This window comes from Plantibacter auratus, assembly GCF_050587365.1.
In the GTDB taxonomy this organism is placed as follows: domain Bacteria; phylum Actinomycetota; class Actinomycetes; order Actinomycetales; family Microbacteriaceae; genus Plantibacter; species Plantibacter auratus.
Genome location: NZ_JBOBFV010000004.1, coordinates 36,919 through 61,561, shown reverse-complemented (window position 1 = coordinate 61,561; position 24,643 = coordinate 36,919). Strand labels below are relative to the sequence as shown.

The window sequence follows — 24,643 nt, the reverse complement described above, 5'->3', positions numbered from 1 at the left end:
CTGGGAAGGACCCCTGTCATGAAGCGCACCAGAACCCTCGGCGTCATCGCCGCCGTCGCGACGATCGGCATGCTCGCCGGCTGCGCGGGCAACTCCGGAACGGGCGGCGACGACGCCGACACCCTGAAGATCGCCGCATTCGAAGGCGGCTACGGCGCCGAGATGTACAAGGAGGTCGTCGCGGCCTACGAGAAGCTCAACCCCGACGTGAAGATCGAGCTCACCACGAGCAAGACCCTCGCCGACGAACTCACCCCGCAAGTCGCCGCCGGTGACTACCCGGACCTCGTCTTCCTCGGTCTCGGTGCGAAGGAGGGCTTCACCGAGTCCTTCGTCCGCGACAACAACCTGGAAGACCTCACCGGTGTCCTCGACGAGAAGATCCCCGGTGAGGACGTCACGGTCGGCGACAAGCTGACCCCCGGCATCGTCGGCAACCTCAACACCAACCCCTACGGCGACGACAAGGTCTACCTGATGCCGATGTACGCGTCGCCGACCGGCCTCGTGTACAACCAGAAGCTGTTCGCCGACAACGGCTGGACCGTCCCCACCACCTGGGACGAGATGTTCGAGCTCGGCGACACCGCGAAGGCCGAGGGTATCTCGCTCTTCACCTACCCGACGGCGGGCTACCTCGACTCCTACTTCTTCTCGCTGCTGTCGGCAGTGGGCGGACCGGAGTTCCTGAACGACGTCCTCACCTACAAGCAGGACGTGTGGAAGTCGGACGACGCGACCCAGGCGCTCGAGCTCACGACGAAGCTCCTCAGCTACGCGGCCCCGACCACGGTCGGCTACGCGAACGGACAGGACTTCACGAAGAACCAGCAGACCATCCTCGACGGCACGACGCTCTTCATGCCGAACGGCTCCTGGATCGCGAACGAGATGAAGGACGCCCCGCGCACCGACGGCTTCCAGTGGGGCCTCACCCCGGTCCCCGCTCCCGAGGCCGACGGCACGCGCTACCTGACGACGTTCGTCGAGTCGGCGTGGGTTCCGAAGGAGGCGGCGCACAAGGACGCGGCGAAGGACTTCATCGCGTACCTGTACTCGGACGAAGCCGCCGACATCTTCGCGAAGGCGAACGCCATCCAGCCGATTCAGGGGCTCCCCGAGCGCCTGACCGGTGAGGCGAAGGACTTCTACGCCGTCTACAGCGAGCCCGGCGTCGAGGCCGTCGTCGGTGCCTTCGCCGCGACCAAGCCGGTCCCCGGCGTCGACCTGAAGGCCACGCTCTTCGACGCGGCCAACAGCGTCCTCTCCGGCACCATGACCCTCGAGGACTGGCAGAACCAGGTCAACGAGGCGAGCAACAAGCTCACCGACCAGCTCGCGGGCTGATCCGAACCGGTGCGCCCGTCCGATCCCTGGTCGGACGGGCGCACCACCCTCCTCGCAGAAAGGACGCGCTGTGGCCAGACGCCCCGTCTCCCTCAACACCCGTGGGAAGAACCGCTTCGTGCTGCTGTGCGTCGCGCCCGCGATCATCCTCTACGTGCTCTTCATGGTCGTCCCGACCTTCGACGTCTTCCGGATGTCGCTCTACAACTGGACCGGCGTCGGCGGCACCCCCACGTTCGCCGGCTTCGACAACTTCGTCGCCCTCGCCGGTGACATGCAGTTCGTCCGGGCGTTCCAGAACACCGTCTTCCTGCTCGTCGTCGTCTCCATCGTGACGATGGCCGGCGGGCTCGTGCTCGCCGGGGTCATGACCCAGGGCAAAGTGCGGGCGAGCAACCTGTACCGGTTCGTGCTCTATCTGCCGAGCGTGTTGTCGATCGTCGTCGTCGCCGCGATCTTCTCCGCCGTGTACGACCAGCAGAACGGCCTCATCAACGGTTCGTTGAACTTCCTCGGCCTCGATTCGTTGTCGCAGGTCTGGCTCGGCGACCAGAAGATCATCATGTACAGCATCGCCTTTGCGATGGTCTGGCAGTCGCTCGGCTACTACCTCGTGCTCTACATGTCGGGCATGTCGAACATCCCCGCGGAGATCTACGAGGCGTCGGCGCTCGACGGTGCCGGCCCGTTCCGGCAGTTCTTCGACATCACGCTGCCGCTCGTCTGGGAGACGCTCCGCACGTCCCTCATCTTCTTCATCATCAGCTCGATCAACCTCGCGTTCGTGCTCGTCCGAGCATTGACCGGCGGCGGCCCGGACGGCTCCTCCGAGGTGCTGCTCGACTACATGTACAAGCAGGCGTACACGAACTCGAGTTACGGCTACGGCATGGCCATCGGGACAGCGATCTTCCTGTTCTCATTCCTCGCGGCGCTCATCATCAGCCGCGCGACCAAGCGAGAGGTCCTCCAGTTCTGATGACCACGACCACCTCAGCCCCAGTTCCCCCGATCGTCACGCCGCCGTCTTTGTCGGTCCCGCCTGGTCCGACCTCCCGTCAGCGCGTCCGTCGTCGTCGGCCGGTGTCGTGGATCTCGAACCTCGTTCTGATCCTCATCTCGCTCATGATCCTGGTGCCCGTGCTCTGGGTCGTCATGGCATCGGTCAAGACCAAGGGCGAGTTCTACGGCAACCCCTGGGCGCTCCCGGAGGGCCTGCACTGGCAGAACTTCGCGGACGCGTTCGTCGACGCCAACATGGGCCCGTATCTGCTCAACTCCCTGCTCGTCACGGTTGTCGGCCTCTGCTTCGTGCTGATCATCGCCGTGCCGGCCGCCTATGCGCTGGCGCGGTTCGAGTTCCGCGGCAAGTCGATCCTCGAGACACTGCTCCTCGCCGGTCTGTTCATCAACGTGAACTACATCGTGATCCCGATCTTCCTCATGCTGCTCGGGTGGGACAAGGCCCTGCGGACCTTCATGCCGAGCGGCTTCTTCATCGACAACCTGTTCGTGCTGGGGCTCGTCTACGCGGCGACGTCGCTGCCGTTCACGATCTACCTGCTGCTCGCCTACTTCCGCACCATCCCGGTGTCCTATGAGGAGGCCGCCACGCTCGACGGTGCGTCCCGGTTCCGCACGATGCGGACGGTCATGTTGCCCATGGCGATGCCGGCGATCAGCACGGCGATCCTGTTCAACTTCCTGAGCTACTGGAACGACTACATCATCTCCCTGTCGCTCATCCCAGGCGAGAACAAGACGCTGCAGGTGGGACTGCTCAACCTGTTCCAGGCACAGCGTGCGGCAGCCGACTACGGGCGGTTGTATGCGGGCATGGTGATCGTCATCATCCCGGTCGTGATCCTCTACATCATCATCCAGAAACGCTTGTTGCAGAACGTCGGAGCCGGAGGGCTGAAGGAATGACCAAGGAACGTGTGGGGGCCGTCGTCGCGGCGGTCGTCTTCGTGATCTGCGTGGCAGCGGTGATCATCGCCAACCAGTCCGTCGGGTGGCTGAACCTCGGGGTGATGCTGCTCGGACTCGCCGGGTTGATCACGCTGCTCGCCCTCTACAACCGGAAGTTCCGATGAGCGGCGGCTCGGCGGAGACGGTCGCCGCGCGGTTGGCTGAAGCGGTCGCCGTCGTGCCGTCGCCCCGGCAGCTCGCGTGGCAGCGGATGGAGTTCTACGGCTTCATCCACTTCGGGGTCAACACCATGACCGATCGGGAGTGGGGCGACGGCACCGAGTCGCCCGCCGTGTTCGACCCGGCTGGCGTCGATGCGGCGCAGTGGGCCGCGGCGGCGAAGAGCGCCGGCATGCGCGGGCTCATCCTCACCTGCAAGCATCACGACGGCTTCGCGCTGTGGCCGACGGCCGTCAGCGACCACTCGGTGGCGTCGAGTCCGTGGCGCGACGGTGGAGGCGACCTCGTGGCAGAGGTCGCGGAAGCGTGTCGCGCGGCGGGTCTGGCGTTCGGCGTCTACCTGTCGCCGTGGGACCGCGCCGAACCGAGCTACGGCTCGGGTGACGCCTACGACGACTTCTTCGTCGCGCAGCTGACCGAGCTCCTCACCGGATACGGTGAGCTGTTCTCGGTCTGGTTCGACGGCGCGAACGGCGAAGGGCCGAACGGCAAGAAGCAGCTGTACGACTGGGACCGCTACTACGCGGTCGTGCGCGAGCTGCAGCCGAACGCGGCGATCAGCGTGTGCGGGCCGGACGTGCGCTGGTGCGGGAACGAGGCCGGGTCCACGAGGGCTGACGAGTGGAGTGTGGTCCCTGCGTCGCTGCGAGATGCCGAGCGCACCGCGGACCGCTCGCAGCAGGTCGACGACGGGCTGTTCTCCCGGGCCGTCCAGTCCGACGAGGACGACCTCGGTAGCCGCGCTGCGATCCTCGCGACCACGGAGCCGCTCGTCTGGTACCCGGCGGAGGTCAACACCTCGATCCGTCCGGGGTGGTTCCACCATCCCTCCGAGGACGGGATGGTCCGCTCGGCCGAGGAGCTCTTCGACATCTACGAGCGCAGTGTCGGTGGGAACGCGACGTTCCTGCTCAACCTGCCGCCCACCAGGGAGGGCTTGATCGCGGATCCCGACCTCGAGAGCCTTACCGGTCTCGGCCGACTCATCGACGACCTGGAGCGGCTCGACGTCGCGGATGCCGCTCTGCTCACGATGTCGAGCACGCCGGTGCCGACCGCGTCGATCACGGGTACGGGTTCGCAGCTGGACTTGGTGTCCTGGCGTCCGGCCGACGACGATCCGCTGCCGACCCTGCGGCTCCGCTGGGATCGACCCCATCTGGTGTCCGGGGTGAGCGTGCGCGAGGCGATCGCGCACGGTCAAGTGATCGAGGGGGTCGAGGTCTCGGTGGTGGACGCCGCCGGTGTGCCGCGGGTGCTCGCCTCGGCAGCGACGGTGGGCGCTCAGCGGATCCTCCGGTTCGAAACCGTCGAGACGACCGAGCTGCGCGTGACGATCACCGTATCGCGAGCCCAGCCGCAGATTGCGCGGCTTGCGGTCTTCACGACCTCCTGACGATCTCCTCCGGTTCGGGTGTGCGTCAGCGCGGTGCGCTGGCGTGAGCGCGGGTTTGTGGGCGTGGGCGCGCCCCGGTGACGTGAGCGCGGGTCTCCGGAGGGGTGCGCTCACGCCTGCGGGGCGCGCTGACAGGGTGGATGCGTGCCGGTGTCAGCAGCCGATGGCGGGTTTGCCGGGGCGGCAGGGCTTGTCGACGCCGACGGTCAAGTTCCGCACGATCTGGACCGTGTGGGGTTCTTCGGTCGGGATCGACAGGGTGCCGACGACGGGAAGCCACCCGCTGTCGCCGATGCGGTATTCGGCGGCGTACTCGACTTCGACGGTGATGGTCTTGGTCCCGACCGTCGTGTAGCGGTGGCTGGTCGGGGTCTTGGAGAACTCCGCGAGTCCGAGCGACGCCCACGTGGATCCACCGGTCCGGGTGGTGGTCGTGTCGCCGTCGCCGTAGTCGAAGGTGAATCCGACGGGGATGAAGTTCACCTCCGCGACCTGGCCCAACAGCGTGCCGGTGCGAGTGTGGCCGGAAGCAGCTGCGATGACGTTGGTGTGGAGCCCGCGGACACCCCAGGCGGCGGGTTCGGTGGTGACGGTGGGGGCGGCGGGGGCGAAGCTGGCGACGTCGCGGATCGTGACGGGGGCCGCCGGTGCTGCTTCGAGGTCGGTGCCGAGGTCGCCGGGGGTGAAGGTGTAACACTCGTCCGGCCGCATGAGGCTGCAGACCGTCCGCTCACCGTTGGGCCCGTCGGTCACCCCGGGTGGCAACTCGGCCGAGCCGCCGCCACCGCCGCCTCCGCCTGTCCCGCCGCCGGAACCACCGCCGGTGCCAGGGCGTTCGACGCTGCCGCCGATGTCGACCGAGCCGTTGCCAGCGCATCCCCAGATCGCATCCGCGGACCCGCAACTCGCGGCCCTCGCCGGTCCAGGAGCGGCCATTGTGATCGTCACTCCCGCGACGAGAGCCATGGCGAGCATTGCAATTGCCGTCTTCACACGCATGATGAAGCACCTTCTTCCGCATCCTTCGACGTGATGAGGAAGCGGCCGGAGCTTGCCGGGTCAACGCCGAGGGATATCTCGAATCCGATGGCGGGCGGGCGGGCAGGTTGCGGTTGGGGTTGACCGTTCGCATCCAAGATCTCGACGGATCCGATGATCTCGCATGCGAACGCTCGAGCGACGACTCCGACTGAGTCGGGCGAGTTGTAGAACTCGCGAATCTGGACACCGGACAGAGCTATATCTCCTCGGGTGCTGTAGCCGCCATCGCGCATTCGGGAGTAGGCCTCGTATTCGATCGCCGCAACGTCGGCGGACGCGATCACGTCGATGCGCTCCGGATTGACGCCTCCCTCATGGAGGATCGTGTTCGAGATGTCGAGGAACTGCTGATAGCTCTCTGTCACCGCTGCAAGAGCCTCCTGCTCGTTCCCGAAGACCGGAGGCGTGCTCGTCGGTGGCGGGGCTGGTGCCGGGCCGGTGCAGGCCACAAGGCCCAGGAGTCCTGACACGATCGCCAGCGTGGAAACGGTTCGAGGCATCGAGGTCTTTGGCATCCCTCGACGCTAAGCGCACCCAGACTCCCGCCCAGGGTTATCCACAGAGCAGATATGCCTACACGGACATACGTCGCACAACTGGCCCGTGTGCCAGCGCGGTGCGCTGGCGTGAGCGCACCCCGGAGGACGTGAGCGCGGGGCTCCGGAGGGGCGCGCTCACGTCGGTGACCCGCGCTCGCGTCAGCGCACCGCGCTGGCGTCAGGCCCATGCCCAGGCGCCGAGGTCAGGCGCGGCCGAGCCACCAGGCGGGGGAGGCTGCGATGACGGTGCGGGCCGCGGCGTCGATGTCGTCGAGGTCGCCGGATCGCAGCCACTCCTCGATCGCCGCGACGGTGCCGGCGCCGGCGTAGGCCACGAGCATGCGCACGTGTCGCTCGGGCGTGATGCCGTCCTCGCGGGGAGGGGCGATGTGCGGGTGTCGGTCGAGGTGGTGCGCGAGCGCCTGCTCGATCCGCTCGGTGAGCGCGTCACGCAGGGGTCCGATGAGCCGGGGGTGCATGGCGTTGCGGTAGATCGTCGCGTGCTCGGCGACGTGACGCAGGAGGTCGCGCTCGGACTCGTCGAAGACGCTCAGCGTCGAGTCGCTGTGCGCCGGCAGATCGGCGTGCGCCTGGAGCGTCTCATCCAGTTCCTCGCCGAGCACGTCGGCGAGCAGGTGGACGGGCGTCGCGGCGTGACGGTAGAAAGTGTCGCGGGTGATCCCCGCCACCCGGGACACCTCCGCCACGGTCACCTGATCGATGCGCTTCGCCGCCGCGAGGGTGTGGATCGCGTCGCGGAGGGCACTGCGGGTTCGCGCCTGACGAGGGTCCATGCGTTCACTCTAGTGAGGCCCGACTGGGTGGCTCGTGCCGTAAGTTGCACCCCGACTCGGAGAGTGCAATACTGCACTTCGTGATGCAGAGTGCAACTTCGACGAATCGGCTGTCCGACCGGATGGCCGCCACCGCCGCGCGCCTGACGACCGTGTCGCGTCGACTCACGGCCGCACAGGGGCTCAACGGCTTCACGATCGAGGAACTCTGCGAGGAGGTCGGCGTCTCGCGTCGCACCTTCTTCAACTATTTCCCGAGCAAGGAGGACGCCGTCCTCGGCATCGACGAGACCGAGGAGACCGAGCGGTTCGCCACCGAGTTCCTCGCCCTCGGCTCGCGGGGGTGGCGCGCCGTGCTCGACGACTTCATGCTCATCGCGGCCGGCCACGCGGAGCGGTCCGGGTTCGGTCTGGCCGAGCACGTCGACTTCCACGCCGCCCTCGAGCGCGAACCCAAGTTGCTGGTCCGGTTCATGGGCCTCAACCGTGAGCGCGAGCAACTGCTCGTCGAGCTCATCGCCGCGCGGGAAGGCGTCCCGGCAGACGACCCGCGTGCCCGCGCCTGCGCCGACCTCTTCGGGATGGCGATCAAGACGACGATGGCGCGTGTCTTCGGCAGCGGCGTCGCCGACATCGGCCAGGGCGGGGAGTTCGACATCGTCGGCTCCATCCGCGACTGCCTCGCGACGTATCGCACCATCCTCGAGCCCGCCGACCCTGAATCCGCCGCCGCCGGACCCACCGCCGCCGCACCCCAGATCCCCCACACGAACCCCACTCCTCGAAAGGACCTCCAGTGACCGCCGCCACCGCCGCACCCGCCGAGGGCCCGATGCTGCTCACCAAGCGCCGCATCTGGATCATCTTCGCCGCCCTCATCGCGGGCATGCTGCTCTCCAGCCTCGACCAGACGATCGTCTCCACCGCCATGCCGACGATCGTCGGACAGCTGGGCGGCGTCGACCACCAGGTCTGGCTCACCACCGCCTACCTCCTGGCGACCACGATCGTCATGCCCGTCTACGGCAAGTTCGGTGACGTCCTCGGTCGTCGTCGCCTCTTCCTCGTCGCGATCGCCCTGTTCACGATCGCCTCCGTCGGCTGTGCGTTCGCGGGTGACTTCACGCAGCTCATCGTCTGGCGTGCCGTCCAGGGCCTCGGTGGCGGTGGCCTCATGATCCTGTCGCAGGCGATCATCGCCGACATCGTGCCCGCCTCCGAGCGCGGCAAGTACCTCGGCCCGCTCGGCGCCGTCTTCGGTCTCTCCGCCGTCGGTGGACCGCTCCTCGGTGGCTTCTTCGTCGACCACCTCACCTGGCAGTGGGCGTTCTACATCAACATCCCGGTCGGCATCGCCGCCTTCGCGATCGCGTTCTTCACGCTGAAGCTGCCGAACAAGAAGGCGACCGCGCCGATCGACCTCCTCGGCGTGATCTTCCTCTCGGCGTTCACCACCTGCCTCATCTTCTTCACCGACTTCGGTGGCGACGCTGCGCACGGTTGGGGTGCCATCGAGACCTGGATGTTCGGCATCGGCATGCTGCTCGCCGCGCTGCTCTTCGTCATCACCGAGGCGCGCGCCAAGGACCCGATCATCCCGCTGTCGCTCTTCAAGAACCCGACGTTCATCAACGCGACCGCGATCGGCCTCACGCTCGGCCTCGGCATGTTCTCGGCGATCGGCTTCGTGCCGACGTTCCTCCAGATGTCGTCCGGCACCTCGGCAGCCGCATCGGGCCTGCTCATGATCCCGATGATGGTCGGCCTCATCGGTACCTCGATCGTCTCGGGGAACCTGATCACCAGGACCGGTCGCTACCGGATGTTCCCGGTCATCGGCACGCTCGTCACCGCCGCCTCGATGGTCGCGTTCACGACGCTCACGGCGGACACCCCGATCTGGCTGATCTGCGTCTTCCTGTTCTTCTTCGGCGCCGGTCTCGGCCTGATCATGCAGGTCGTCGTGCTCGTCGCCCAGAACTCGGTGGACGCGTCGATGGTCGGAACCGCGACCAGCACGAACAACTACTTCCGCGAGGTCGGTGCGTCGCTCGGTGTCGCCGTGTTCGGCACGATCTTCACCACGCGCCTCACGGCCAACCTGAAGGACGTGTTCGCGAGTTCGGGTGCCAGCGCGGGGGACGCTTCCAATGCGGCGGCGACGATCGACCCGCAGACGCTCAGCCAGCTTCCGCCGGGCATCCGCGACGGTGTCGTGACCGCCTATGCCGACGCTCTCGCCCCGGTGTTCTGGTACCTGCTGCCGTTCATCGGCGCGGCCTTCCTGCTGTCGTTGTTCCTCAAGCAGATCCCGCTGTCCGACGTCGCCGGGCTCGTCGCCCGCGGCGAGGCGGTCGGCGGGGACGAGGCGGAGTCGCTCGAGGCCGCAGCGCGCGGCAAGGTGCCTGCTTCGACCACCGGGGCACCCGCGTTCGACCGGGCCTCGGGTGGCGACGGTGAACTGGCGGACGCTGATCGCGAGCAGTCGCCGCGGTAGGACTCGGCCGCTGCCTGACGCCGGCCCTGGGACACGTCGTCCCGGGGCCGGCGTCGTCATGCTGAGGGCTGCCTGAAACTATCTGACATGTGACTGATAGATGCGTATGCTGGGGGGTGCTCGCCAGAGAGCCGGTGAGCAGAACGGAGCGGCATCATGTCGAATGCATCAATCCAGGGCCGGTTCGCCGGCAAGGTCGCGATCGTCACCGGGGGCGTGTCCGGCATCGGGGCGAAGATCACCGAACGGCTGGTCGCCGAGGGCGCCTCGGTCGTCGTCGCGGACATCAATGCCGAGCTCATCGCGCGTGCCGCCGAGACCTTCGGCGATCGCGTGTGGGGTCGGCGCACCGACGTGACCGACGAGGCTGACTTCTCCGCGCTGGTCGCCGAGACCGTCGAACGCTTCGGCACGCTCGACACGCTCTTCAACGTCGCCGGTGGATCGCGCGCCGGGACGATCACCGACATCTCCTTCGAGGACTGGGACTTCACGGTCCGACTGAACCTCTACAGCGCCTTCAACGGCACTCGGCTCGCCGCCCGTCAGTTCCTCGCCGAGGGCAAGGCCGGGTCGATCGTCAACATCGCTTCGCTCAACTCGCTCGTCCCCATGCACTTCGGTGTCGGCTACACGGCGTCGAAGGCCGGCGCGGTCATGTTGACCAAGCAGGCGGCGCTCGAGCTCGGTGAGCATGGCATCCGGGTGAACGCCGTGTCGCCGGGTCTCGTCGCGACGCCGTTGACGAAGTCGCTGACCGACATCCCCGGTGTGCAGGCCGCGTACGACGAGCGCATCCCGCTCCGACGTTCCGCTGCGCCGGAGGAGATCGCCGCAGCCGCCCTGTTCCTCGCGAGCGACGACGCGTCGTACATCTCGGGCGACAATCTCGTCGTCGACGGTGCCTGGCAGACCACCGGCTATCCGGACCTGCGACCGTTCATGAGCTGATCAGGTGGGGCCGACGGCTAGCCCTTCGGGGAGACGACCTTGATGCGGGAGTGACCCGAGGGGCCGCCGGTCGACTCGATGTGGGTCTTGAACGCCTCGAGCGCCCCACGGACGACCCGTCCGGCGAGCCCGAGCGCCGCAGCGGTCCGCTCCACCGCGGACACCGGCTTCCAGTGCACCGTGACGTCCACGCGGGTCTGCTGCTTGTCGATCGCGTCGAAGGTGGCGTCGCCACTGAACCAGACGTCGCCCTCGATGGTGCGCCAGACCAGACGCTCCTCGGGGAGCTGCTCCAGGATCTCGACGAGGAACTGCCGCGAGAGCTTGCTGATCGCGACGGTCCAGCGACTGTAGACCTCGCCGGTCAGCTTCACCTCGCGCACCGCCGGCAAGAACTCCGGGTACGACTCGAAGTCGACCCACTGCTTGTAGACGGCGGCGATGGGGAGGTCGACGATGATGCTGTGTTGGACGGTCGAGACCCCGCCCTCCGCCGTACGGGTTCGCTTCGCCGTCTCTTCGTCCCCGGGCTCGAACGATCGGTCGTCGGGGGCGGAGTCGGTGCTTCCTCGTCGCTTCATTTGTCCTTCTTGTCCTTGTTCTTGCCGTTGTTGCCGTTGTTGCCGTTGTTCCCCTTGTTCCCGGAATCGTCCCCGCCTCCGTCGTCTTCGACCGGTGCAGCGGGTTCGGCCGGCGCGACCGAACTGGGTTCCGGGGTCGGCGTCGGGGTCTCGACCGCGGGGGAGAGGTCGGCGCGGACGAGCGCGATCGCCGCACGGATGTCCGCGGCTCGGGTCGCCGAAACGGTCCCAGCCGCCTCAGCAGCGGCCAGCTGCGCCTCGAGCGCGTCGAGAGCCGCGAGCGCACCCGCAGTGTCGCCGTCGGCGGCTGCGTTCGCGACCACGAGTACACGACTCTGCAAGTCGCGGCCGGTGCTCGCGTCGAGGTCTGCAGCGGGTCCGGCGCAGCCACTCAGCAGGGCGACGACGATCACCGGTGCTGCGAGCAGCCGGAGCCCTCGGTTCCAGGAGTTCCTCATGGCGTCACCTCCCGCAGGAGTTCATCCAGATGCGTCGACAACGGTTCGGGCAGGGTGGGCAGCGTCGGGGCGGGCGACTGTGCCTGGGACACGATGAGCCAGACGACGGCGACCGCGATCACCAGCAGCACGGCCGCGAGGATCAGCCAGCGTCGAAGGCGCCGCGGCTGGTGCGCTGCGGCCGGTCGCCGTGCGCCACCGTCGAGACGTCGCTCCGAGCGGCGAGTGCCGTCGAGCACCGCGGTCGGGCCGGTCTCGGCGCGCGCGCCTGTCATCGGCTCGAACGGCGTCGTCGAGACGAGCTGCTCGGTCGCTGCCGTCGGTGCCGGGTCGCCGGTCGTCGTCATCGCAGGTGCCGAGGTCGCCACGGTCACATCCGCCGGGTCGAGCACGGGGTCCATCGCGCGGACGGTCGTCGCGACGTCGAGGGCGGTGGGGCGTTGCGCCGGATCGGCGGCGGTCATCGCGGTGAGCAGCGACTTCCACTGGTAGCCGAGCTCGCCGGGGATCGTCGGCGACGCGTTGAGGCGTGCCATGAGCGACTCGTGCGTGGTGGTCTGCGGGTAGGCGCGGCGACCGGTCAGGGCTTCGAGGAGGACGAGTCCGAGGGCGTACACGTCGGCCGGAGGGGCCGGATCCGCACCACGGACGAGCTCAGGACTGAGGTAGGCGACCGTGCCCATCAACGAGCCGGGCGCGGTCATCCGGGTGCTGTCGATGAGGTAGGCGATGCCGAAGTCGGCGAGCTTCGCGCGGTACTCCTGGTGGGGCAGGATCGTCGGTCGCAGCAGCACGTTGGACGGCTTGATGTCGCGATGGACGACTCTCGCCGCGTGCACCGTGTGGAGTGCCTCCGCGAGGTCGACGGCCATCGCGGCGACCTCGGACGACGGAAGCGGCGACCGAGCGATGCGCTGGGACAGCGTCGGGCCGTCGACGTGCTCCATGACGAGGTAGGAGCCGTCGCCGGCCACGAGCCTGGCGTCAAACAGGGTGACGAGGGCCGGGTGGTTCAGGGACGCGAGCAGACGCGTCTCCGAGGCGGTCCTGGCGCCGTCGGTCGCATCGGTCGTTCCCGGGCGGAACAGCTTGACCGCCACCTTGCGCCCGAGCACCTCGTCGGTAGCCAGATGGACGGTCGCCATCCCACCGGCACCGATCGGTCGCTCGAGTCGGTACCGACCGTCCAGCAGTTCGCCGCTCTGGGACGGCGCGGTAGCGGGTTCGGTCATGGGTGGTGCGGCCGGTCCGGTCGTCAGAGGACGGGGCCGTCGTTGTCGGTCGTGCTGCGGCGGGTGACGCGTTCGCCGCTACCGGGGTCCACTGCGGAGCGCGTGGTCGAGGAGACCTGTCGACGGCGGAGCACGAGCACGAGCGAGATGAGGAACACCACGGCGCCGGCGGCCATGAGGATGTACCCGATGAGCGTGAGGTCCACAGCGGGGACGTCGACGTTCACGGCGAAGGCGAGGATAGCGCCGATGACGATCAGGGCGATTCCGGTTCCGAGACCCATGAGTAGCTCCTCTTCTGGACGACCGTGAGTTCGAGCGGATCGCTCAAGGGGTGTTCACGGACGACTCAGCCTATTATTGAGTCAATCACGGTTGAGTCAACGGGGGTTGTGTCGGTGGAGTCGCTGGCGGTAAGGGCGTCCAAGTTCGCCGCGCTCGCGGAGCCGGCACGGCTGCGCATCGTGGACCTTCTGGCGCTCGGTGACCTCTCACCGACCGAGATCCAGCTCGCCCTCGGGATGGGGTCGAACCTCGTCTCCCATCACCTGAGCGTCCTCCAGCGAGCGGGGATCCTCTCGCGGTCGCGATCCGAGTCCGATGGACGCCGCAACTACGTGCGGCTCGTCCCGGGGGCGTTCGACCGCCTCGCGCCCGAACCGATCAGCGCCCCGGCGCGGGTCGTCTTCGTCTGCACGGCGAACTCGGCGCGGTCGCAGATGGCGGAGGCGCTCTGGCAGGACCGCAGCGATGTCCCCGTCGCATCCGCGGGCAGCCGGCCGGCGAGCGAGGTCAACCCGGGCGCCGTCCGGGCGGCGGCACGCCATGGCGTCCGGATCCGCCCGAGCGTTCCACGCGCAACGGCGGAGGTCCTCCGGCACGGCGACTTCGTCATCACCGTGTGCAACCGGGCGCACGAGGAGCTCGGCGGGCTGGACGACCTGCACTGGTCGATCCCCGACCCCGCCGCGCCTGCGACCGACGAGGCGTTCGACGAAGCGTTCCGGGACATCCGACTGCGCGTCGACGAGTTCGTCAGCCGGCTGGCACCGGTCGCCGGATAGGACCGGGGCGCCCGGCGGTGGCAGCTGGTCGCGGCACCGACCTCATCCGGCGTCGGGCAGGAGTTCCGGGCACTCGCCGCCGGGGACAGTGGCCAACTCGAAGTGCCAGATCTCGTTCGCGTAGGTCTGGCAGAGGCCGTAGTCGGCGCCGTGCTCGATGAGCCAGTAGTCGGCGTCCGTCGCACCGATGTCGACGGCCGCCCCGCGCGTGTGCGAGGAGCCGTCGGGCGTCGCGACGTACTGCCGCGCGGCCGCCTCACTGCCGTACTGGAGGATCGCCTCGTCGAGCAGGTGCTGCTGGTACGCCGTGCTCCGCCATCCGGAGCTCACGTACAGCGCGATGTCGTCCTGCGCTGCTGCGTCGGTCGCCTGCTGGACGGCCTCCAAGAGGTCCGCATCGAGGTTCGCGATGGCCGGGAGATCGGTGTCGTAGGCCGAGTACCGGTTCTCCTCCAACACGCCGTCGTCGGTTCCGAACGCGCCATCCGTCGTGGTCGTGGTTCCGGCACTCCCGTCTCCGGACGGTCGCTCGGTTAGCGCGGTGATCCCGCGGGTGATGGTCGGCGCGACGCCCGTGCACGCGACCAGGGCGATCGCGGCGGTGAGGGCGACGGCCGTGGCGGCGAGGATGACGACGGCTCGGTTGGAGCCTCTGCGGGCGACAGTGCTCCGTCGGCCCGGGTGCCGGTGCGGCTGCTGCTGGTGCTGGATGCCGTGCTGCATGGTTCCTCCTCGGTCGGTCGTCGGTGTTCGGCACGCGACGACCAGGCCCCAGTCCAGCTCGACGGCGGTTGCGCGGGCGTCGGACGATCACCAGACGGTTCCGAAACACGGTGCCGCCTACGATCGACACGACGCCCATCGCGGGCGCTGGAGCGACGCCTTCGACGCGTCATCCGTCCCGAACACCGGAGGTCCCATGCGTGTCCTGATCGCCGAGGACGAGCAGTACCTCGCCGAGAGCATCCTCGAGGGCCTGCAGCACGAGGGGCTCGCCGCCGACCTCGTGTTCGACGGCGACACCGCGCTCGAGCGGCTCGCCGTCAACGCCTACGACGTCGTGGTGCTCGACCGCGACCTCCCTGGCACGCACGGCGACGACGTCTGTCGCTGGATGATCGCCCAGGAACTGCCCTGCCGGGTGCTCATGCTCACCGCGGCCGCCGACCTCGACGACAAGGAGAGCGGCTTCGAGATCGGCGCCGACGACTACCTGACCAAGCCGTTCGAGCTGCGCGAGCTCGTCCTCCGGCTCCGTTCACTGGCGCGTCGACCCAAAGCGTCGCTCCCACCCGTCCTCGAGTACGCCGGTGTGCGGCTCGACCCGTTCCGCCGCGAGGTGTACCGCAACGGCCGGTACGTGCGTCTGGCGAAGAAGCAGTTCGCGGTGCTGGAGATCCTGCTCGCGGCCAAGGGTGGCGTCGTGAGTGCCGAAGAGCTCCTCGAGCGCGCCTGGGACGAGCACGCCGACCCGTTCACGAACGCCGTGCGGGTGACGATGTCCACGCTCCGGAAGGTGCTCGGCGAGCCGTGGATCATCCACACCGTGCCGGCCGTCGGCTACCGGGTCCTGCCGCCAGGTGAGGCTCCCGCCGAGACGAGCGGCGCGGACGCCGACGACGAGGACGACGAGGCGGGCGCATGACCGCCGCTCCGGCCGTCGGTGACATCGTCCGGCCGACGTGGATGACCGCTCGCGTCAAACTCACCGCGACCTATGCCGCCTTCACCGTCGTGACGGGACTCATCGCGCTGATCGTCATCAACGTCATCATCTGGCGGTTCCCCAGCTATCCGCTCGCGCCCGCCGCCGACAGTCGACAGATCTCCGCCATCACCCGCGGCGAGATCCGCGATTCGCTCATCAACTACTCGATGCTCGCGCTCATCGCGATGGCCGTGATCGGCACCGGCGTCGGCTGGATCGTCGCCGGACGGGTCCTGCGGCCGCTGCGGGACCTTAACGCGGCCGTGCGCGCGGCGGCGGAGGGCTCGCTCGACCACCGCATCGCGATGACCGGTCGCCGCGACGAGTTCCGCGAGCTCGCCGACCGCTTCGACGACATGCTCGCGCGCCTCGAGCAGTCCTTCCTGACGCAGAAGCGGTTCGCGGCCAACGCCTCGCACGAACTGCGGACACCGCTCGCGACGATGAAGATGCTCATCGAAGTCGCCCAAGCCGACCCGGAGGGCCGCGACGTCGACCGCGCGTTGCGACGGCTGCACGGGACGAACGAGCGGGGGATCGCGATCGTCGAGGCGCTCCTGCAGCTGAACCAGCTCGATCGCCGACCGCTCGAGCCCTCGCCCGTCGACCTGGCGGCGGTGGCTCGCGACGCGTCGCAGCTCATCTCGCCGGAGGCCGCGGACGCCGGGGTCACGATCTCCTCGACGCTCCGGAGCGCATCCGTGCGCGGCAACCGCGTGCTCCTCCAGCAACTGGTGACGAACCTGCTGTCGAACGCCGTGCGCTACAACAGCGGCGCGGACGGTTGGGTCTCGGTGTGGGTCGGACCCGACCCGCAGGCACCGGGACGCGCCGTCGTCGTGGTCAGCAACTCGGGGCCGCTGCTCGAGGAGGCTGAGGTGGCGCGGTTCGTGGAGCCGTTCGACCGGCGGGACGCCCGGATGGCGCGGGCTGCCGGTCCTGATCGGGGGAACGGTCTCGGGCTGACCCTGGGGGCCCGGATCGTGGAGCTGAACGGCGGGTCGCTGCGGCTCGCCCCGCTGCCGGCGGGTGGACTCGAAGTGACGGTGCTGTTGCCGGCTCACGACGCCGACCCGGCCGGAGCCTGACCGCGGAACGACAGGACACGGAACGCCGGAACGGCCGACCGATCACAGGATCGGTCGGCCGTTCCGGCTGGTGCGGAGGTCACTGCACGGCGCAGGCCCTGGCCTCATCGAACAGGTCCTCCGGCAGGTCCCACACCCCGTTCGCATCCGGGTCCGGGACGTCGAACCCCTGGTCGCGCAGGCACTGGGCGCGGAGCCGGAGCTCGTCGGAGATCTCGGCCTTGCTGGGCTGATCGGGGTTCGCGGGCGGCGGGCCGAGTTCGTCGGCGCAGGCGTCGTAGGCCGTGTTCATCGCTTCGCCACCGTCGAGGGTGATCGCGGTGCCGGGTTCCGGGTCCTCGACGTCGAACCCCTGGTCGCGCAGACAGCCCGCGAGGGAGATCGTGTAGTCGTCGAACGCCTCGGCGTAGGAGTCGGCGCTCGACGGCGATCCACCGCTCGACGGCGACTCCGCGGATCCGGAGCAGGCGGTGAGCCCCAGCATGAGGGCGAGGACGGGGACGGCGAAGCCGATGGCTGTGGGTCGGCGCATGGGTGGTCCTTTCTGACGGGCGACCGGTGTCGGTCACCCAGCCATCCCATCAACCGGCCTGTTCCGTCCTCGTCTCCCGATCACCAGACGTTCCCAACACCCTCCCCTGCCCGCGAACTGTCACAAACCGCTAGTCCCGCCCCTCCGGACTAGCAGCAAGTGACAGTTCGCGGGCAGGGGAGGGTCAGTTCATGCGTGTGACGATCCAGACGATCAGCGTTCCGACGATGAAGGCGACGGGGATCCATGTGCCGGATCGTCGCAACCTGCGTCCGGGCGGAGCGACGCCCGGCGGCGGGGTGAGCAGTCCGATCGCGGGTGGGCCGGCCTGAGCGCCGGGTGCCAGCGGGTGCTCCGGAGCTCCGGACGTCTGCGGCTGCAAGCGGTCGTCCCGCCACCGAGCCCACTGGTCCAATTTCGTCATCAGCGCGTCGACGATGCTGAACAGCCAGGCCCAGGTGTCGGGGTCGAGGGTCGACACCTCCCGTTTCGTGTAGAGGAACAGCCAGTCGTCGATGATCTCCACGTCGAGCTCGGCGGCGTGGTCGATGAACCTCGCCATGATGTCCGGCGTGAACAGGTAGAGCGCGTCGCGTTCGTAGCCTTCGGGGCAGTAGAGCGTGAAGTGCCGGTCGAAGTCCCCTTCCAGGGAGAGCCGCTGGGCCCGTTGGAACGCTGCCGGGAGGTTCGAGCCGAACCCGTTGTTGCCGATCGCATCGAGCACGATGTTCGGCAGGGGGACGTCGAGCTTCACCGCGACGTATCCCCAGTGGTGGGTCGTCGAACGCTTCCCGTGACGGACCGTGTACCGGTAGTTGCCGAACTCCACGGCGCGGGCACGACCACCCCGCAGCACGTCGGTCGACTGCCGCGACGATCCGATCCCGAAGATCATGCCGGGGAACGGAGGGTGGCTGAGGTCTGCGGTGTAGGTCATCCCGTTGGCCGCTGCGAACTGGGAGAGGCGGAAGCGCTTGATGCGTCTCGTCCGCCAGGAGAGGACCGCGAACACCGCGACGGCGGCCGCCGCGAGGAGCCCGATTCCGAGCAGCGGTGTCGGGCCGGATCCGCCCCGTGAGGGCGAGGGCAGCGTCCCCAACAGGACGAACCCGCCGACGGCGACCACGACGATCCCCGCGATCAGGCCGACGAACAGCCGGGCGGACGGCGCGCGATGGTACGAGGGCGCCTTCGCCATGGCGTCACGGTCGATGGGGTCGATGAGCGCTCGGGTGTCGATCGTGCCGTCCATCCCCTCACGCTACCTGCCCGCGAACTGTCACCAACTGCTAGTTGGAGCGGCCAGGACTAGCAGCAAGTGACAGTTCGCGGGCAGGGGGGGAGGGCTTACATCGAACGGCGGAGCCAGCTTTCGACACCGGAGACATGGACCGTGACCAGCGCGCGGGTGAGTTCGGTGTCGCGCTTCTCGAGGGCGTCGACGATCGCGTGGTGCTCCTGCAGGGTGCGGGCGACGGCCTTCTCCTCGGTGAGGCCGCGCCAGATGCGGGCCCGGACCGTCTTGCTGCCGAGCGCGGCGAGCAGACTCGCGAGGTAGGCGTTGCCGCTCAGCTCGATCACGCGGGCGTGGAACTGCAGGTCGTGCGCGACGAGGTCCTCGACCGTCGTGGACTCGTCGACCTCATCGACCATGCTGCGCAGCTCGGCGATCCGCTCGTCGTCGAGGTGCTGGATCGCCATCACCGACGCGGAGGGTTCGAGGATGCGGCGCACCTCGAACATCTCGATGAGGGAGGCGTCGGCGTGCATGTCGATGACGAACGACATCGCCTCGTGCAGCAGGCTCGGTTCCAGCGTCGTGACGTAGGTGCCGTCGCCGCGACGGACGTCGAGCACGCGGATGAGCTCCAGCGCCTTCACCGCCTCGCGGAGGGAACTGCGGGAGAGCCCCAGGGTCTCGCTGAGCTCCTTCTCTGGAGGGAGGCGCTGGCCGGGTGTGAGGTCGCCGGCGACGATCATCGCCTGGATCCGCGCGATCGCCTCGTCCGTGACTGCCATGCGACCCCCTGCTCGAGCGAGACGGTCACGTGGAACACCGCCTCGCGCCATGATACATCCGACGTTTCCACGGGCCGCACCCCGACCAGGCTCCACGCACCGCCGACATCGGGCACCTTGTGTTACGTCAGGTTGAGCGCCCTCTCGCGGCCCGTCCGATCACTCCCTACTGTTGCTGCAACCCGACGTCCCGGTGCGCCCCGACCGCTCCGACAGCGGATGTCGGCACGCTCCACCACCCCCTGCACCGTCCCGCACCCCACCGTCATCTGGAGTCCCCATGCGTCGTCGATCGCGCCTCGCGCTGTCTCTTGTCACCCTGGCCGTCGTGGCCGGCCTTGCCACCGGTTGTTCGCTCAAGCAGTCCTCGTCCAGCGAGTCGACGAGCGGCGCCGCTGCCAGCTCGGCCGCCTCCGACGTGGACGTCCCCTCGCTCAAGGGCAAGACCGTCGGCGTCGCCGCCAAGGACGTCGTCCGCGACTTCGGCCGCCTCACCTACCAGGGTGTGCAGGACCGTCTGGAGGAGCTCGGCGCCAAGGTCGTCGCCACCCAGGCCGACGCACAGGACGACAAGCACCTGGCCAACGTCGAGAACCTCGTCTCACAGAAGGTCGACGCGATCGTCGTCATCCTCGGCGACGCGACCACGCTCGCCCCGGCGCTGCAGCAGGCGAAGGACGCCGGCATCCCGGTCTTCACGATCGACCACGCCAGCGAGAACTCGGTGAACAACATCGGTTCCGACAACTGGCAGATCGGCTCCACCCTCGCCCGCACCCTCGCCGAGGACATCGGCGGGAAGGGCAAGGTGCTGGTCTTCAACGGCTTCTACGACGTCACCCCCTGCCAGATCCGCTACGACGAGTTCAAGCTCGTGCTGAAGAACTACCCGAACATCGAGATCATCGAGCCCGAGCTGCAGGACATCTACGAGGGCACCATCGAGGACGCCAAGCAGAAGACGAACGATGCGCTCACCCGCTACCCCAAGGGCGAGATCTCGGCCGTGTGGTCGTGCTGGGACCTCCCGGCGATCGGTGCCTCCCAGGCCATCGACGCGGCGGGCCGCAACGAGATCAAGGTCTACGGCGTCGACGCCGAGCCCGGAGCGCTCGACCTCATCCAGGACCCCGACTCGGTGTACCAGTTCACGGTCGCGCAGCAGCCGACCCTGTTCGGGACGACGAGCGCGAACAACGTCGCCCTGTACCTCGGCGGCAAGCAGGACGAGGTGCCGCTGAGCACCTACCTCGACGCCGTGTTCATCGACAAGGCGAACGTCGCCGACGAGCGCAAGCGACTCGGCCTGGAATGACGCACGACACCTCGATCGACGGTCAGGCCGCCCAGCGCTCGCTGGGCGGTCGGCCCGGTGCCGCCACGGCCGAAGCCTCGGCTCCCGCCGTGAGCATGCGCGGCATCGCGAAGGACTTCGGCGGCGTCCGGGTGCTGGACGACGTCGACCTCGAGGTGCACCCCGGCGAGGTCGTCGCGCTCGTCGGCGAGAACGGCGCGGGCAAGTCGACGCTCATCAAGATCCTCACCGGCCTCTACACGGCGAGCGAGGGCGCCATCGAGATCGACGGCGAACCGGTCGTCATCCGCAACCCGGGCGACGCCGAACGCCTCGGTGTCCGCGTCATCCACCAGGACCGCCACCTGGCCGGTCGCCTCACGGTCGCGGAGCAGCTGTTCCTCGGCTCGCGCTCCGCGTTCCTCACCGGCCGGCAGCTCGACCGGCGCGCCGAGCGGGAGCTACTCGACCTCGTCGGGCTGGACGTGCCGGGCAAGACCCTCGTCGACGAGCTGAGTGTCGCCGAGCAGCAACTCCTGCAGCTCGCGATCGCGACGATCACGCGCCCACGGGTCCTCGTGCTCGACGAACCCACCGCACCGCTCGCCGCCGGCGACGTCGAGCGGCTGTTTCGCACCGTCCGGACCCTGCAGAGCCAGGGTGTCGCCGTCATCTACATCTCCCACTACCTGCAGGAGGTGCGCGACATCGCGTCCCGCGTCGTGGTCCTCCGGAACGGTGAACGCGTCGGTGCCCTCGACCTCGCCGATCCCGACGCGACCCTCGACGCCATCGTCCAGCTCATGGTGGGGCGGAGCGTCGAGGAGTTCGGCGACCGGGAACGGACCGTTGCCGACGCCGTCGCCGAACCGGTCCTCGCGATCGACGGCCTGACGGTCGCGGAACGGCTGCACGGCGTCTCGATCGCCGTCCGTCCGGGCGAGATCGTGGGCGTCACGGGTCTCGTCGGCTCGGGCCTCGAGGAACTGGCCGACGCGGTCACCGGGCTCCGGGCGCACGGCGGGACCGTGCGGCTCGGCCGGGCGACGATCCGCTCGCCGCGGGCCTTCGTCCGGGCGGGTGGGGCGTACGTGCCGGCGAACCGCCACCGGGACGGCATCCTGAACCGTCAGTCCGTCCGCGAGAACCTCACCCTCGCCGCGCTCGACCGCATCACCGGGCTCGGTGGGATCCTGCGTGGTCGACGCGAGCGGGAGATCGCCGCAGACCTCGTCACGAGACTCGACGTCCGGCCCGCGAACGACACCGCGGTGGCCGGAAGCCTCTCCGGCGGCAATCAGCAGAAGGTCGTGCTCGGTCGATGGCTCGCGGCCGGATCGACGGTGTTCGTACTCGACCAGCCGACCTCCGGCGTCGACATCGGGTCGCGTCAACAGATCTACGCGGAGATCGACGCGCTCGTCGCGCAGGGCGCCGGCGTCCTGCTCGTGAGCGTCGACCTCGAGGAACTGATCGGCCTCGCCGACCGCGTCCTCGTGCTGTACCGCGGGACGATCCGGACCGAGCTGCCCCGATCGCAGGCGACCGCCGACACGATCCTCGCCTGGTCGACGGGCGCCGCCGAGGTCGCGTCAACGCCGCCGGCCCCCTCGGTCCCGCCGGTCCCTGAGCTTGTCGAAGGGCCCACGTCGTCGACGCAGGCTGATCCCCCGAGGTCTGCCCCGTCGGCAGACCCTGGAGGCGGCACACTGCCCACCCGAGGAGCTTCCGCATGACCGCCCTCTCCGCTCCACCCGTCGCGCCCGGCCAGGCGCCGTCGGCCGCAGCCGAGTCCGCGACCAAACGTCGTCGCCCGGTCTCCCGGCTGGGACTCATCGGCTACGCGATCGTCGTCATCGAGGTCGTCGTCTTCGCGGTCGCCTCGCCCGGCTTCCTCGACCCGGCCAACCTCGCGACGATCCTCACCCAGTCGGCGGTCTACGCGATCGCGGCCTTCGGACTGTCCATCGTCGTCGTCACGGGCGGTGAGGACGTCGTCCGCGGCGGCATCGACCTCTCCATCGGCGCCGTCCTCGGCTTCTCCGGTGCCCTCGTCGCGGTGCTCCTGCAGGCCGAGCTCGGTCTGCCGCTCGCGCTGCTCATCGGGCTCGGAGCCGCGGCGGTCATCGGGCTCGTGAACGGTCTCGTCGTCGTCGCCGGGATCCGCCCGCTCCTCGTCACCCTCGCGATGATGAGCATCGTCACGAGTCTCACGATCGTGATCACGAACAACGTGAAGGTGCCGGTCTCCGACGCCGGGCTGGTCTGGTTGCGGAGTGGACACGTCGTCGGTGTCCCTGCGGCGGTCGTCGTGCTGCTCCTCGTCTTCGCGGTCGCCGCCTTCGCCACCGGGCGCACCAGCTGGGGCGTGAAGAACGCCGCGGTCGGGCAGAATCCGACGGCCGCCCGGGTGGCCGGGATCGCCGTCAACCGCCACATCGTCGTCAGCTACGTCCTCGCGGCGGCCCTCGCCGGGATCGCGGGCGTCCTCATGACCAGTCGGTTGTCCGCTGCCCTGCCGGGGATCGGCGAGCAGTCGCTCATCGACATCCTCCTCGCGACGTTCCTGTCCATCGCGTTCTCCCGTCGGCTCGTCGTCACGATCACGGGGACCCTGTTCAGTGCCGTGTTCGTCGCGATCCTCACCAATGGCTTCAGTCAGCTCGGCGTCCCGAGCCAGTGGATCGGCATCACCAAGGGTGTGTTGATCCTGCTGGTCCTCGCGGTCGCCGCGATCCGCGAACGGAGCGTCAAGCGATGAGTGTCGACACGCGCACGCAGTCCTCCGCCACCACCGGCGTCTCCGTCCCGAAGGCCGGGTCGGCTGGAACAGGAGGCGGCGATGACCAGCGTCCCGGCGGCCCGCTCTCGAGGCTGACGGTCCGTGGCCTCGGTGCCGCGGTCCCGCAGGCGCTCGCCCCCACCGTGCTGGCCGTGCTGCTCATCGTGTTCGCGGTGCTGTCGCCGTCGTTCCTGACCGCCGACAACCTGCTCGGGGTGCTCAACCAGAACGCGCTCCTCCTGCTCGCGGCCGTCGCGATGACGGTCGTCGTCCGCGCAGGCGGTATCGACCTCTCGATCGGTGTCGCCATCGACCTCGCTGCGCTCACCGCGTCGGCGCTCCTGGCCGACGACTACGTGGCCTGGGTGGCGATCGTCGGCGGTCTGGTCGTCGGCCTGCTCGTCGGGGCCGTGAACGCGTTCCTCATCGTGGTGCTGCGCATCCGACCGTTCCTCGCGACGCTGAGCGTCTGGTTCATCGGTGGTGGCGTGCAGCAGGTCGCGACCGACGGCGGGTCGCCCATCTACCTGTCGCGGAGCAGTGTGCCGGACGAGTTCGCGTGGCTGGGTGCCGGAACCGTACTCGGTGTCGCGGCGCCGATCGTCGTCACCGTGCTCGTGCTGATCATCGTCTGGGCTGCGCTCGAACGGAGTCGCTGGGGTCGGGTGCTGACCGCGGCAGGTGAGCAGCCGACGGCGACCCGGATCTCCGGTCGGCTGGCGGGGACGTCGATGGCGACCGCCTTCATCTTTGCTGCCGGGATCGCGGCCATCGCCGGGCTGATCCTGGCCTCGCGGAGCCAGGGCTTCGTCGCGAACAGCGGGCAGCTCTACGTGCTCGACTCCATCGGTGCGGTGTTCATCGGGACGACGCTGAGTCGGACGGGGCGGCCGAACCTCTTCGGGACGCTCGTCGGCGTGCTCATCTTCGCGCTGCTGACGAACGGGATGAACCTCATCGGGCTGTCCTTCTACTGGCAGGGTCTCGCCCGCGGTGTCGTGCTCATCCTGATCCTGCTGCTCGGTGTCCTCCTGGCGCGCGACCGCGCCCGCAAACCCCTCACCTGACGTTCATCCGAGTCTGGTGGTGCGGTTGCGCGAGCGCGCCCCACACGCGTGGGCGCGGGCCTCTGGAGACCCGCGCCCACGTGCATGACCCGAGGTCACGCC

26 protein-coding genes are annotated in these 24,643 nt (G+C 68.8%); 15 read left to right on the top strand and 11 right to left on the bottom strand.

Annotation, left to right across the window (positions count from 1 at the left end; genetic code table 11):
• Nucleotides 1-18: 18 nt before the first annotated feature.
• The 5 genes from ACQ3HE_RS15460 (at nucleotide 19) to ACQ3HE_RS15440 (ending at nucleotide 4,894) form a co-directional block, all read left to right on the top strand.
• A complete protein-coding gene (locus ACQ3HE_RS15460) occupies nucleotides 19-1,347 on the top strand; it encodes a carbohydrate ABC transporter substrate-binding protein (protein WP_430893355.1) in 1,329 nt (442 codons plus the stop codon).
• Between the two features lie 70 nt (nucleotides 1,348-1,417).
• Complete coding sequence (locus ACQ3HE_RS15455) at nucleotides 1,418-2,326, top strand: carbohydrate ABC transporter permease (RefSeq protein ID WP_430893354.1); 909 nt, start codon at nucleotides 1,418-1,420, stop codon at nucleotides 2,324-2,326.
• Nucleotides 2,326-3,276, top strand: a complete 951-nt coding sequence (locus ACQ3HE_RS15450; RefSeq protein ID WP_430893353.1) for a carbohydrate ABC transporter permease — start codon at nucleotides 2,326-2,328, stop codon at nucleotides 3,274-3,276. The genes ACQ3HE_RS15455 and ACQ3HE_RS15450 overlap by 1 nt, the downstream gene beginning before the upstream one ends.
• On the top strand, nucleotides 3,273-3,443 hold the full coding sequence (locus ACQ3HE_RS15445) for a DUF6903 family protein (RefSeq protein WP_167620520.1): 171 nt from the start codon (nucleotides 3,273-3,275) through the stop codon (nucleotides 3,441-3,443). Before ACQ3HE_RS15450 ends, ACQ3HE_RS15445 begins: the two co-directional genes overlap by 4 nt.
• Nucleotides 3,440-4,894, top strand: coding sequence for an alpha-L-fucosidase (locus ACQ3HE_RS15440; protein WP_430893352.1), 1,455 nt, complete (start codon nucleotides 3,440-3,442; stop codon nucleotides 4,892-4,894). Before ACQ3HE_RS15445 ends, ACQ3HE_RS15440 begins: the two co-directional genes overlap by 4 nt.
• Nucleotides 4,895-5,047: 153 nt before the next feature.
• Here ACQ3HE_RS15440 and ACQ3HE_RS15435 read toward each other — a convergent pair whose 3' ends face one another.
• From ACQ3HE_RS15435 to ACQ3HE_RS15425, 3 genes are all read right to left on the bottom strand, one after another.
• A complete protein-coding gene (locus ACQ3HE_RS15435) occupies nucleotides 5,048-5,893 on the bottom strand; it encodes a hypothetical protein (RefSeq protein WP_430893351.1) in 846 nt (281 codons plus the stop codon).
• Entirely contained in the window at nucleotides 5,884-6,450 is a 567-nt protein-coding gene (locus ACQ3HE_RS15430; protein ID WP_430893350.1) for a hypothetical protein, read from the bottom strand. Before ACQ3HE_RS15430 ends, ACQ3HE_RS15435 begins: the two co-directional genes overlap by 10 nt.
• A gap of 227 nt (nucleotides 6,451-6,677) precedes the next feature.
• Nucleotides 6,678-7,268 carry a TetR/AcrR family transcriptional regulator gene (locus tag ACQ3HE_RS15425; RefSeq protein WP_079706583.1) on the bottom strand — a complete coding sequence of 197 codons (591 nt, stop codon included), beginning with the start codon at nucleotides 7,266-7,268 and terminating at the stop codon, nucleotides 6,678-6,680.
• 83 nt (nucleotides 7,269-7,351) lie between these two features.
• Here ACQ3HE_RS15425 and ACQ3HE_RS15420 point away from each other — a divergent pair, with 83 nt between their 5' ends.
• From ACQ3HE_RS15420 to ACQ3HE_RS15410, 3 genes are all read left to right on the top strand, one after another.
• Nucleotides 7,352-8,068: a TetR/AcrR family transcriptional regulator gene (locus ACQ3HE_RS15420; RefSeq protein ID WP_430893349.1), complete on the top strand. Its 717-nt coding sequence runs from the start codon at nucleotides 7,352-7,354 to the stop codon at nucleotides 8,066-8,068.
• 32 nt (nucleotides 8,069-8,100) lie between these two features.
• A complete protein-coding gene (locus ACQ3HE_RS15415) occupies nucleotides 8,101-9,765 on the top strand; it encodes an MDR family MFS transporter (RefSeq protein WP_124770019.1) in 1,665 nt (554 codons plus the stop codon).
• A 156-nt stretch (nucleotides 9,766-9,921) separates the two neighbouring features.
• On the top strand, nucleotides 9,922-10,716 hold the full coding sequence (locus ACQ3HE_RS15410; protein WP_430893348.1) for an SDR family NAD(P)-dependent oxidoreductase: 795 nt from the start codon (nucleotides 9,922-9,924) through the stop codon (nucleotides 10,714-10,716).
• Nucleotides 10,717-10,733: 17 nt separating this feature from the next.
• On the opposite strand, the gene ACQ3HE_RS15405 is transcribed toward ACQ3HE_RS15410, so the two are convergent.
• Genes ACQ3HE_RS15405 through ACQ3HE_RS15390 form a run of 4 tightly spaced genes read right to left on the bottom strand, consistent with a single transcriptional unit; the run spans nucleotide 10,734 to nucleotide 13,271 of the window.
• Nucleotides 10,734-11,297 carry an SRPBCC family protein gene (locus ACQ3HE_RS15405; RefSeq protein WP_430893347.1) on the bottom strand — a complete coding sequence of 188 codons (564 nt, stop codon included), beginning with the start codon at nucleotides 11,295-11,297 and terminating at the stop codon, nucleotides 10,734-10,736.
• Nucleotides 11,294-11,755, bottom strand: a complete 462-nt coding sequence (locus ACQ3HE_RS15400; RefSeq protein WP_430893346.1) for a hypothetical protein — start codon at nucleotides 11,753-11,755, stop codon at nucleotides 11,294-11,296. The genes ACQ3HE_RS15405 and ACQ3HE_RS15400 overlap by 4 nt, the downstream gene beginning before the upstream one ends.
• Nucleotides 11,752-12,987, bottom strand: a complete 1,236-nt coding sequence (locus ACQ3HE_RS15395; protein ID WP_430893345.1) for a serine/threonine-protein kinase — start codon at nucleotides 12,985-12,987, stop codon at nucleotides 11,752-11,754. Before ACQ3HE_RS15395 ends, ACQ3HE_RS15400 begins: the two co-directional genes overlap by 4 nt.
• A 23-nt stretch (nucleotides 12,988-13,010) precedes the next feature.
• Nucleotides 13,011-13,271, bottom strand: coding sequence for a DUF6458 family protein (locus ACQ3HE_RS15390; protein WP_064295666.1), 261 nt, complete (start codon nucleotides 13,269-13,271; stop codon nucleotides 13,011-13,013).
• 114 nt (nucleotides 13,272-13,385) lie between these two features.
• On the opposite strand from ACQ3HE_RS15390, the gene ACQ3HE_RS15385 reads away from it, so the two are divergent.
• Nucleotides 13,386-14,051: a metalloregulator ArsR/SmtB family transcription factor gene (locus ACQ3HE_RS15385; RefSeq protein ID WP_342450882.1), complete on the top strand. Its 666-nt coding sequence runs from the start codon at nucleotides 13,386-13,388 to the stop codon at nucleotides 14,049-14,051.
• A gap of 42 nt (nucleotides 14,052-14,093) precedes the next feature.
• On the opposite strand, the gene ACQ3HE_RS15380 is transcribed toward ACQ3HE_RS15385, so the two are convergent.
• Entirely contained in the window at nucleotides 14,094-14,774 is a 681-nt protein-coding gene (locus ACQ3HE_RS15380; RefSeq protein ID WP_430893344.1) for a M15 family metallopeptidase, read from the bottom strand.
• A 196-nt stretch (nucleotides 14,775-14,970) separates the two neighbouring features.
• Here ACQ3HE_RS15380 and ACQ3HE_RS15375 point away from each other — a divergent pair, with 196 nt between their 5' ends.
• Both ACQ3HE_RS15375 and ACQ3HE_RS15370 read left to right on the top strand, forming a co-directional pair.
• Nucleotides 14,971-15,696 (top strand): response regulator transcription factor, encoded by a 726-nt coding sequence (locus ACQ3HE_RS15375; protein WP_430893343.1) that lies wholly within the window; start codon nucleotides 14,971-14,973, stop codon nucleotides 15,694-15,696.
• Complete coding sequence (locus ACQ3HE_RS15370; RefSeq protein WP_430893342.1) at nucleotides 15,693-16,847, top strand: sensor histidine kinase; 1,155 nt, start codon at nucleotides 15,693-15,695, stop codon at nucleotides 16,845-16,847. Before ACQ3HE_RS15375 ends, ACQ3HE_RS15370 begins: the two co-directional genes overlap by 4 nt.
• Before the next feature lie 79 nt (nucleotides 16,848-16,926).
• Here ACQ3HE_RS15370 and ACQ3HE_RS15365 read toward each other — a convergent pair whose 3' ends face one another.
• From ACQ3HE_RS15365 to ACQ3HE_RS15355, 3 genes are all read right to left on the bottom strand, one after another.
• Nucleotides 16,927-17,379 carry a hypothetical protein gene (locus ACQ3HE_RS15365; RefSeq protein ID WP_274500310.1) on the bottom strand — a complete coding sequence of 151 codons (453 nt, stop codon included), beginning with the start codon at nucleotides 17,377-17,379 and terminating at the stop codon, nucleotides 16,927-16,929.
• A 184-nt stretch (nucleotides 17,380-17,563) separates the two neighbouring features.
• Nucleotides 17,564-18,631 (bottom strand): hypothetical protein, encoded by a 1,068-nt coding sequence (locus ACQ3HE_RS15360; protein ID WP_430893341.1) that lies wholly within the window; start codon nucleotides 18,629-18,631, stop codon nucleotides 17,564-17,566.
• 95 nt (nucleotides 18,632-18,726) lie between these two features.
• The gene (locus tag ACQ3HE_RS15355) at nucleotides 18,727-19,398 is read right to left on the bottom strand and encodes a FadR/GntR family transcriptional regulator (RefSeq protein ID WP_064295672.1); all 672 of its coding nucleotides are present in this window, start codon (nucleotides 19,396-19,398) and stop codon (nucleotides 18,727-18,729) included.
• 280 nt (nucleotides 19,399-19,678) lie between these two features.
• Here ACQ3HE_RS15355 and ACQ3HE_RS15350 point away from each other — a divergent pair, with 280 nt between their 5' ends.
• Genes ACQ3HE_RS15350 through ACQ3HE_RS15335 form a run of 4 tightly spaced genes read left to right on the top strand, consistent with a single transcriptional unit; the run spans nucleotide 19,679 to nucleotide 24,541 of the window.
• Nucleotides 19,679-20,713 (top strand): sugar ABC transporter substrate-binding protein, encoded by a 1,035-nt coding sequence (locus ACQ3HE_RS15350; RefSeq protein ID WP_430893340.1) that lies wholly within the window; start codon nucleotides 19,679-19,681, stop codon nucleotides 20,711-20,713.
• Complete coding sequence (locus tag ACQ3HE_RS15345) at nucleotides 20,710-22,428, top strand: sugar ABC transporter ATP-binding protein (protein ID WP_430893339.1); 1,719 nt, start codon at nucleotides 20,710-20,712, stop codon at nucleotides 22,426-22,428. Before ACQ3HE_RS15350 ends, ACQ3HE_RS15345 begins: the two co-directional genes overlap by 4 nt.
• On the top strand, nucleotides 22,425-23,453 hold the full coding sequence (locus ACQ3HE_RS15340; protein ID WP_430893338.1) for an ABC transporter permease: 1,029 nt from the start codon (nucleotides 22,425-22,427) through the stop codon (nucleotides 23,451-23,453). The genes ACQ3HE_RS15345 and ACQ3HE_RS15340 overlap by 4 nt, the downstream gene beginning before the upstream one ends.
• Nucleotides 23,450-24,541, top strand: a complete 1,092-nt coding sequence (locus ACQ3HE_RS15335) for an ABC transporter permease (RefSeq protein WP_430893337.1) — start codon at nucleotides 23,450-23,452, stop codon at nucleotides 24,539-24,541. The genes ACQ3HE_RS15340 and ACQ3HE_RS15335 overlap by 4 nt, the downstream gene beginning before the upstream one ends.
• Nucleotides 24,542-24,643 lie beyond the last annotated feature (102 nt).